This window comes from Streptomyces johnsoniae, from assembly GCF_031845565.1.
Classification (GTDB): Bacteria; Actinomycetota; Actinomycetes; order Streptomycetales; family Streptomycetaceae; genus Streptomyces; species Streptomyces johnsoniae.
Map to the genome: position 1 here is coordinate 95,659 of NZ_JAVREV010000024.1, position 8,095 is coordinate 103,753.

At 72.3% G+C, this 8,095-nt stretch carries 7 protein-coding genes and 1 pseudogene; 6 read left to right on the forward strand and 2 right to left on the reverse strand.

Going from position 1 to position 8,095, the window contains the following annotated elements:
* Window positions 1-16: 16 nt before the first annotated feature.
* The gene (locus RM779_RS31230; protein ID WP_311621152.1) at window positions 17-1,123 is read left to right on the forward strand and encodes a methyltransferase domain-containing protein; all 1,107 of its coding nucleotides are present in this window, start codon (window positions 17-19) and stop codon (window positions 1,121-1,123) included.
* 36 nt (window positions 1,124-1,159) lie between these two features.
* On the opposite strand, the gene RM779_RS31235 is transcribed toward RM779_RS31230, so the two are convergent.
* Window positions 1,160-2,488, reverse strand: a complete 1,329-nt coding sequence (locus RM779_RS31235; protein ID WP_311621153.1) for an aspartate aminotransferase family protein — start codon at window positions 2,486-2,488, stop codon at window positions 1,160-1,162.
* A gap of 89 nt (window positions 2,489-2,577) precedes the next feature.
* Here RM779_RS31235 and RM779_RS31240 point away from each other — a divergent pair, with 89 nt between their 5' ends.
* The 4 genes and pseudogenes from RM779_RS31240 to RM779_RS31255 form a co-directional block, all read left to right on the forward strand.
* Window positions 2,578-3,546 carry a LysR family transcriptional regulator gene (locus RM779_RS31240; RefSeq protein WP_311621154.1) on the forward strand — a complete coding sequence of 323 codons (969 nt, stop codon included), beginning with the start codon at window positions 2,578-2,580 and terminating at the stop codon, window positions 3,544-3,546.
* A 45-nt stretch (window positions 3,547-3,591) separates the two neighbouring features.
* Window positions 3,592-4,011, forward strand: a complete 420-nt coding sequence (locus RM779_RS31245; RefSeq protein WP_311621155.1) for a helix-turn-helix transcriptional regulator — start codon at window positions 3,592-3,594, stop codon at window positions 4,009-4,011.
* 9 nt (window positions 4,012-4,020) lie between these two features.
* The gene (locus tag RM779_RS31250; RefSeq protein WP_311621156.1) at window positions 4,021-4,434 is read left to right on the forward strand and encodes a VOC family protein; all 414 of its coding nucleotides are present in this window, start codon (window positions 4,021-4,023) and stop codon (window positions 4,432-4,434) included.
* A gap of 79 nt (window positions 4,435-4,513) precedes the next feature.
* A pseudogene (locus tag RM779_RS31255) lies at window positions 4,514-4,688 on the forward strand (RidA family protein); the annotation flags it as partial.
* Between the two features lie 33 nt (window positions 4,689-4,721).
* Here RM779_RS31255 and RM779_RS31260 read toward each other — a convergent pair.
* Window positions 4,722-6,170, reverse strand: a complete 1,449-nt coding sequence (locus tag RM779_RS31260) for an Nramp family divalent metal transporter (protein WP_311621157.1) — start codon at window positions 6,168-6,170, stop codon at window positions 4,722-4,724.
* A 303-nt stretch (window positions 6,171-6,473) separates the two neighbouring features.
* On the opposite strand from RM779_RS31260, the gene RM779_RS31265 reads away from it, so the two are divergent.
* Window positions 6,474-7,973 (forward strand): MFS transporter, encoded by a 1,500-nt coding sequence (locus RM779_RS31265; RefSeq protein WP_311621158.1) that lies wholly within the window; start codon window positions 6,474-6,476, stop codon window positions 7,971-7,973.
* Window positions 7,974-8,095: the final 122 nt, after the last annotated feature.

Below are 8,095 nucleotides of genomic sequence, written 5' to 3' on the forward strand. Positions count from 1 at the left end.
AGAGAAGAGGAAGTAGGTGTGCCGGTTCGGGGAGCGGCAGCACCGGCTTGCGGCCGCGATGGCCGACTCCGGGAGCTGGCCCGAGGACTCGCCGTGGATTCGGGAGGCCGTTGCCGCCCTGCCGCGGCACCTGTTCGCCCCCGACCGGCTGTGGCACTGGGACGGCCGGGCATACACGCCGGTCGACCGCGCGGCGGACCCGGAGCGCTGGGCCGACCAGGTCTACGCGGGCCCGGATCAGCCGGCGGTGACGCAGGTCGCGGGCGGGTTGCCGACATCCAGCCTGTCCTGCCCGTCCATGGTGGCGGACATACTCGACTCGCTGGACCCCGAGCCCGGCCACCGCATCCTGGAGCTGGGCACCGGCACCGGGTGGAACGCGGCGCTGCTGGCCTGGCGTGCGGGCCCGGGCCGGGTGATCAGCCTGGAGGTGGACGAGGAGATCGCCCGGGCCGCGGAGCGGCGGCCCACGGGGGCCACCGTCGTCGTGGCGGACGGCACCGCGGGCTGGCCACGGGGCGCCCCGTTCGACCGGATCATCGCCACCTATGCGGTGGAGCGGATTCCCTGGGCCTGGGTGGCCCAGACCCGCCCGGGCGGCCGGATCGTCGCGCCCTGGGGGTGGCTGGGCCATGTGGCCCTCACGGTCGCCGAGGACGGCCGGTCGGCGGCGGGCTGGATACAGGGCCTCGCCACCTTCATGCCCGGCCGGGGCGCCGCCCCCGCCCGGTCCTGGCGTGACGTCCGCGGCTCGGCGCCCGCCCCGGAGCAGTCCCCCGCGGCCCGTGACCCCAGACCGCTGCACGACGACGCCCACCTGCTGTTCGGCCTGCGGGTCCTGCTGCCCGACGTGCGGATCGCCACCGACTCGGGGCCGCGCGGCATGACGGCGTGGCTCCACGACGGTGTGGCCTCCTGGGCCATCCTCACCGCCCCGCCCGAGGCCCCGCCTTCGGTGCGCGGAGCGGGCCCGCGCGTCCTCGCGGACGAGGTGTCCGCGGCCTGGGACAGGTGGCTGGCCCTCGGCTCGCCCCAGTTGTACGACTTCGGTGTGACCGTCACCCCGCGTGCCCAGCACGTCTGGTGCCGCACCCCGGCCGCGGACGCCGGCTGGGCCGTGTAGCTCCCCGGTCCGGGCCGCGGTGCGGCAGGCGGGCGGTCAGGTGGCGAGGTACCGCGGGGTGACCTCGCCGATGGCTCGGTCGAGGATCTCCAGACCGAGATCCAGTTCCTCCGTGGTACTGGTGAGCGGCGGGGCTATGCGGAAGGTGCCCGCGGTGCCCGGGAGTTGGACGATGTTCATGTGCAGCCCCAGCTCCAGGCAGCGCCGGGTGACCAGGGTGCCCATCTCGTCCGAGCCCTGCTTGCTGGTGCGGTCGAGGACCAGTTCGAGGCCCTGGAGAAGTCCGCGGCCCCGGACGTCGCCGATGGCCTCGTGTCGCTTCTGCATCCCGAGCAGGCCGTCGCGCAGGTGGGTCCCCAGGCGCGCCGCGCGCTGGTCCATCTCCTCACGGACCAGGACGTCGAGCACCGTGTTGCCGACGGCGGCGACCAGGGGGTCGGAGACGTGCGTCGTGAGGAAGAGGAAGCCACGGTCGTGGGCCTCCTGTTCGATCTCTGGCGAGGTCACGACGGCGGCCAGCGGCAGTCCCGCGCCCAGCGTCTTGGAGAGGGTGAGGATGTCGGGAACGACGCCGTCCCGTTCGAAGGCGTACCAGGTGCCGGTGCGGCACAGCCCGGTCTGGGCCTCGTCGAGGATCAGGAGCATGCCGCGCTCCTCGCACTTCCGCTTCAGTGCCGCGAGGTAGCCGAGGGGGAGTTCGATGACGCCGCCGGTGCTGAGGATCGGCTCGACGATGCAGGCGGCCAGGCTGCCGGTGGACTGCGCGTCGATGAGTCCGAAGGCGTGGTCGAGTTGCTTGCGCCAGTCGAGGGTGCCGTCGGGGGTGGTGAAGTCGGGACGGTAGGCGTCGGGGGCGGGGATGGCGAAGTTGCCGGGTGCGGACGGCCCGTATCCCTTACGGCCCGCGCTGTACGTGGCGTTCGCGGCGGCTTGCGTCATGCCGTGCCAGGAGCGGGCGAAGGAGACGATCTCGTGTCTGCCGGTGACGAGCTTGGCCATGCGGATGGCCGCCTCGTTGGACTCGGCCCCGGTCGTGAGCAGCAGTGTCTTCTCCAGCGGGGCGGGGAGCGACTCGGCGAGCCGGCGGCACAGGTCCACGACGGGACGGGAGAGCATGCCGCTGAAGAGGTGATCGAGCGTGGCGGCCTGCCGCCCGAGGGTGGCGACGATGTCCGGGTGGGAGTGGCCGAGTATCGCGCTCATCTGGCCGGAGGTGAAGTCGAGCAGTCGGCGGCCGTCGGCGGTGTGGACGTGGCTGCCGGCGGCGTGGGTGATGATCCGCGGGGTGAAGGGGGTGCCGTAGCGCAGGACGTGCCGGTCGACATCCGTCCAGAAGGCTTGGGTGTCCGCTTCGGTGTCGGTCATGACCGGACCGTAACGAGATCGGATCGGCCGGGTCCATCGCGCATTTCCGCGCATGCTGTTCGGCCACCGCGAACAATTACGCTGGAGTGATGCCTCTGAACCCGTGGCGGCTGCAACTGCTGGACGCCTTCGGCCGGCTCGGCACGGTCCGGGCGGTGGCCGCGGAGCTGAATATGAGCCCGTCCAGCGTCTCCCAGCAACTGACGGCCCTGGAGGCCGAGACCCGCACCCGTCTGCTGGAGCGCGTGGGCCGGCGGCTCGTTCTCACCCCCGCCGGCGCCCTGCTCGCCGAGCGGGCCCGCGACGTGCTGGAGCGGCTGGACGCCATCGAGGGCGAGCTGGCCGAGCTGCGCTCGCAGCCCGTCGGCCGGCTGCGCGTGTCCAGCTTCGCCAGCGGCGTGCTGCCGCTTCTGGTGGCGGCCGCCACGGCGCTCGCCAGGACGCATCCGCGCCTGGATCTGGAGCTGCTCGAAGTCGAGCCGCACGAGAGCATCCCGGCCCTGCTGGCCGGCTCGTGCGACATCGCGGTGACGGTGGACACCGGGGACGACCCACCGGTGCCCGGTATCCGCACCGTGGGACTGGCCACCGATCCGCTGCTCCTCGTCCTGCCGCCCGGGCACCGGCTGGCCCGGGCCCCCGTCCTCACCCTCGCGGAGCTGGCGCGGGAGCGGTGGGCCCTCGACCGCCCGGGTACGTACCTCGGCGAGCTGGTGCCGCGGCTGTGCCGGCGGGCCGGGTTCGAGCCGCTGGTGGCGGGCCGCTTCCCGAGCCACCACATCCTCGTCGGCCATGTGGCCGCCGGTCTGTCGGTCGCCGTGCTCCCCGGCCTCGCGGTCGCGCCGCGGGCGGCGGTCGTCACCCGGACCCTGGAGCCGCTCGGCGAGCGCCGGATCGTTGCCGCGGTGCGACGAGTCACCGGGCGCCGCGCGGCGACCTCGGCGGTGCTCACGGCCCTCGGGGCCGCCGCCGCGCAGGCCGCGGGTGCCGGGCCACCGCCGCGGCCTCGGCGGCGGCCCGGCGGCGGCCCGGCGGCGGGGGCTGACGGCGGGGGCTGACGGCGTGCACCGGAGGCGGGCCGCCACCGTGCGATGCTGGTGTGCATGACCCTGGAGGACCTGGTCCGGCTGCGCCGCGCCCGGGACGTGATGGACCGCGACTACGCGCGGCCGCTGGATGTTCCGGCGCTGGCGAACGTCGCCCTCATGTCGCCCGGGCACTTCTCCCGCAGCTTCCGCGCCGCCTTCGGGGAGACGCCCTACGGCTATCTGATGACCCGCCGTGTCGAGCGGGCGAAGGCACTGCTGCGGCGGGGCGACCTGAGCGTCACGGAGGTCTGCGTCGCGGTCGGATGCACCTCGCTCGGGTCGTTCAGCTCGCGCTTCACCGAGCTGGTCGGCGAGAGCCCCAGTGCCTACCGGTCCCGCCGCCACGAGGCAGGCGCCCCGATCCCCGCATGCGTCGCCAAAATCCACACGCGACCGGTCAGGATCGGAGAAGCGAAATCCGCCACCGCCTCATAGCGTCGAGGCATGACCATCAAGCTTTCACAGTGCTTCATCGCAGTCGACGACCATGACAAGGCGCTCACCTTCTACCGCGACGTCCTCGGTCTTGAGGTGCGCAATGACGTCGCGTTCGAGGGGATGCGCTGGGTGACCGTCGGCTCGTCCGCGCAGCCGGACGTGGAGATCGTCCTCGAACCGCCGCTCGCCAACCCCAACGCCTCGCCGGCCGACAAGCAGGCGATGGCCGAACTGCTGGCCAAGGGCATGCTGCGCGGCGTGATCTTCGCCACCGACGACTGCGACGCCACCTTCGAACGCGTCCGGGACGGCGGCGGAGAGGTGTTGCAGGAGCCCATCGACCAGCCGTACGGCGTTCGCGACTGCGCCTTCCGCGACCCGGCGGGCAACATGCTCCGCTTCACCCAGCCCCGCACATAGCAGGACCGGGCGCCCGGTGAGGATGGCGGGCGTCGCACCTGCGGCCAACTGCGCGCACGTCGTCCTCGGCACGGGCACCTTGACGTACCGCGTGACCGGCGTCGCCCACCTGCCCGCGGTGCGCGCCGCACGCGATGACGCGCTGGGCGCCGGGGCGCTGCCCGCGAGCACCGCGGTGCGGGTGGGTGGCGGCGCTGTTCCGGCCGGAATTCCTGCTGGAGGTCGAGGCGTTCGCCGTGGCGGACGGCGCCTGAGAGGGACGCGGCGCGATCCTTCTTCGGGCGGAACTATTCGAAAAGTTTGCGGACTTGCTCATTGAAGGTGAGCGCGGCGAGCACGCCGAACAGCAGGATCGACCAGACCAGCGCGGCCAGCCGGAAACCCCTGATGCGGATGGCCTTCGGCAGCATCCGGCGGTTGATCGCGATGAGCAGCCCGGAGTAGATGAACATCATCGTGCCGCCGCTGCACGCCGCGATGATGGCGAGCGTCAGCGGCTGCGTCATGCCCGCGAGGATCACGACGATGCCGATGAGCGCGAGTCCCCAGACCAGCACGGCGTAGAGCTTGCTCTCCGACATCTGCGGCAGATAGCTGGTCTTGAGCACGTCGGCGGCCAGCCTGCTGGTGTAGTCGACGATGCCCAGCGCGGCGGCGAACATCGACACGGCACCCACCGCCCAGAAGAACGTGCCGAACCAGGGCCCGACCGACTCCTTCAGCGCGTTGCCCTCGATTTCGAGGAACGAGACGTCGTTGCTCAGATCGGGGCGGCCGTAGACCGTCACGTAGGCGAGCAGCGACATGAAGGTGATCGAGAGGAAGGAGATGAGGACGAACGTCGAGAGCTGTTCCCGGTTGGCGAAGCGCCACCAGCCCCGCCAGTGGGCCAGATTCTCCTCGGTGGGCCGGAAGATGAACCCGGCCCGGCCCCGGGCCTCCGGCTCGTGCGTCACCGGCGAGACGATTTTCGGAACGTAACGCCCCATGCCGAAGCCCTTGTCCCTGATCCAGTTGCTCTGCACCAGGTTCTGCCCGCCGCCCGCCCCGGCGAACGCCAGCGCGCCGAGCAGCACGGCGAAGCCGAGTTCGGAGGGGAAGCCGGGCTCCGTGACGATCTTGCGCGCGTCCGCCCAGTCGGAGCCGCCGAACGCGAAGACGGCGGTGACCAGGAGCAGGACCAGCAGGGCGGCGATTTTGATCATCTGTGCGCGTTCCAGCGCGTTGTAGACGACCGGTGCCAGCGTGAGGATGAGCGCGACGATGATGAGAATGACCGTGGCGATGACCGCCACGTCCCCGCCGAAGAGGTAGGTCACCAGCGTCGCGGAGCTGGTGGCCCAGGCGGGCCAGAGGTTGGCGAAGTAGGCGAGCGCCGCGAACACCAGGCCCCAGTGCTTCCACAGGCGGCTGAACCCGGTGATCGCCGTCTCCCCGGTGGCGAGCGTGTACCGCTCGATCTCCATGTTGAGGAAGTACTGGGTGACCAGCCCGATCAGGGCCGCCCAGACGAAAACCAGCCCAACCTGCGAGGAGATGTAGGGAAAGAGGATGAACTCGCCGCTGGCCATGCCCACGCCCGCGGCGACGATGCCAGGTCCGATGTAGCGCCACTGCCCGGTCGGCGGCGGCGGCAGATCGCGCACGGTGGGGCGGGGAACGTACTTCGAGGGGAACGCGTCGGACGGGTCGGACGGGTCGGCTTCGGCCGGGCCCCTGTCGTGTGCGTCGTTCATGGGAATGCCCTTTCCCTTGCGGCTCCGACGGGAGGTACGGGCAGTGCGTCAGCGCTGTACGGCGGCCCTGGCCGGCAACGGCCTTCTCCGGGGAGGGGACGAACGGCCGCGACGGCGTACCGAGTTCGCGGGTGGGGTGGGGCGGGCGGGGTGTGCAGGGGGAGACCCGCGTGCGGAACCGACTCAACCACCGCGTCGTCCGCGAGGGCAAGATATGCGACCGGGGACCGAGGACCTGCGTCCGACGGGCGTCCCCGCCCCCTGCCCGATCCGTGCCGCGGGCCGGCGGAGGAGGATGTCCTGGTGACTGACATACGCCAGCCTCCCGGCTCGGTCACGGGCGGAGGCCGCACCTGGGCGATCGTTCTCGCCTCGTGCATCGGACAGTTCCTGGTCGTTCTCGACGTCTCGGTGGTCAACATCGGGCTGCCCAGCATGCGCGACGACCTCGGCCTCGGCGGCTCGGCCATGCAGTGGGTCGTCAACGCCTACGCCCTGACGTTCGCCGGATTCCTGCTGCTCGGCGGGCGGGCCTCCGACCTCTTCGGCCGCAGGAACGTGTACCTGCTCGGACTCGGCCTGTTCACCGCGGCCAGCCTGGTCGGCGGTCTGGCCCAGAACGGCGGCACGCTGATCGCCGCGCGTGCGGTGCAGGGTGTCGGGGCCGCCGCCCTGGCGCCGGTCACGCTGTCGCTGCTGACCAGCACGTTCGCCGAGGGCCCCGCCCGCACCCGCGCCATCGCCGCGTGGACCGCGGTCGGCGCGGCCGGCGGCGCGGCGGGCGGCCTCATCGGCGGGGCGCTGACCGACTACACGTCCTGGCGCTGGGTGCTCCTGATCAACGTCCCGATCGGCCTGGCCGTCGGCGCCGTCGTCCTCGGCTGGCTGCGCGAACCCGCCGGGACCAGGGCCAGGCCGCGCCTCGACCTGCCCGGCGCGGTACTGGTCACGGCGGGCGTCGCCGGGCTCGCCTACGGCGTCAGCCGCAGCGAGACGGACGGCTGGACCTCGCGCTCCGCGCTGCTGCTGATACTGGGCGGGCTGGTGACGCTGGCGGCATTCGTCGCGGTCGAGGCGCGCAGCGCCCAGCCGCTGATGCCGCTGCGGCTGTTCCGCATCCGCAGTGTGGCCGTCGGCAACGTCGTGATGCTGGTCAGCATGAGCGGCAGCTTCGCGATGTGGTACTTCCTCACCCTGTACATGCAGAACGTGCTCGACTACAGCGCCGTGCGCACCGGCCTGTCGTTCCTGCCGCACACCGCGGCGATCATCCTCGGCTCGCAGCTGGCACCGCGGCTGATGGCGCGCTTCGGCAGCCGCACGATGGCCATGGCCGGCGGGCTGCTGATGGCGGGCGGATTCCTGTGGCAGAGCGCCGCGCTCACGGCGGACGGCACGTTCGTGACCGCCGTGCTGGGGCCCGCCCTGCCGATGGCCGCCGGGGCCGCGCTGATGCTGACCCCGCTCACCGACACGGCGACCTCGGGCGCGTCGGCGCAGGACGCGGGCGGCGTGGCCGGGCTGATCAACACCTCACGGCAGATGGGCGCCGTCCTCGGCCTGTCCGTGCTGTCGGCGGTCGCCGCCTCGGGCGCGGCGGGCGAGCCAGGCGCGGGCGCCGCCGCCCTCGCGGACGGCTACGGGCGGGCGTTCCTCACCGCGGGCCTCGTCGTCACGGCCGCGACCGTCCTGGTGCCCCTGCTGCCGCGGCCGCGCCGAACGGCCGACGGGCCACGCGACGAGACGGACACCGGTCGGCACCCGCACACCCACGAGGCCCCGGCCCCCAGCGCCACCGCCTAGGTGTGTTGTCCCGGGACGTTGGTGACACGCGTGTTGGGTGCTTGAAATGGGTGAGGGCCTTCTGGCTCGGTGTGGATTGCGACATCTACGTCCGACCGCAGGAGGCCCTCGTGTCCCACCGT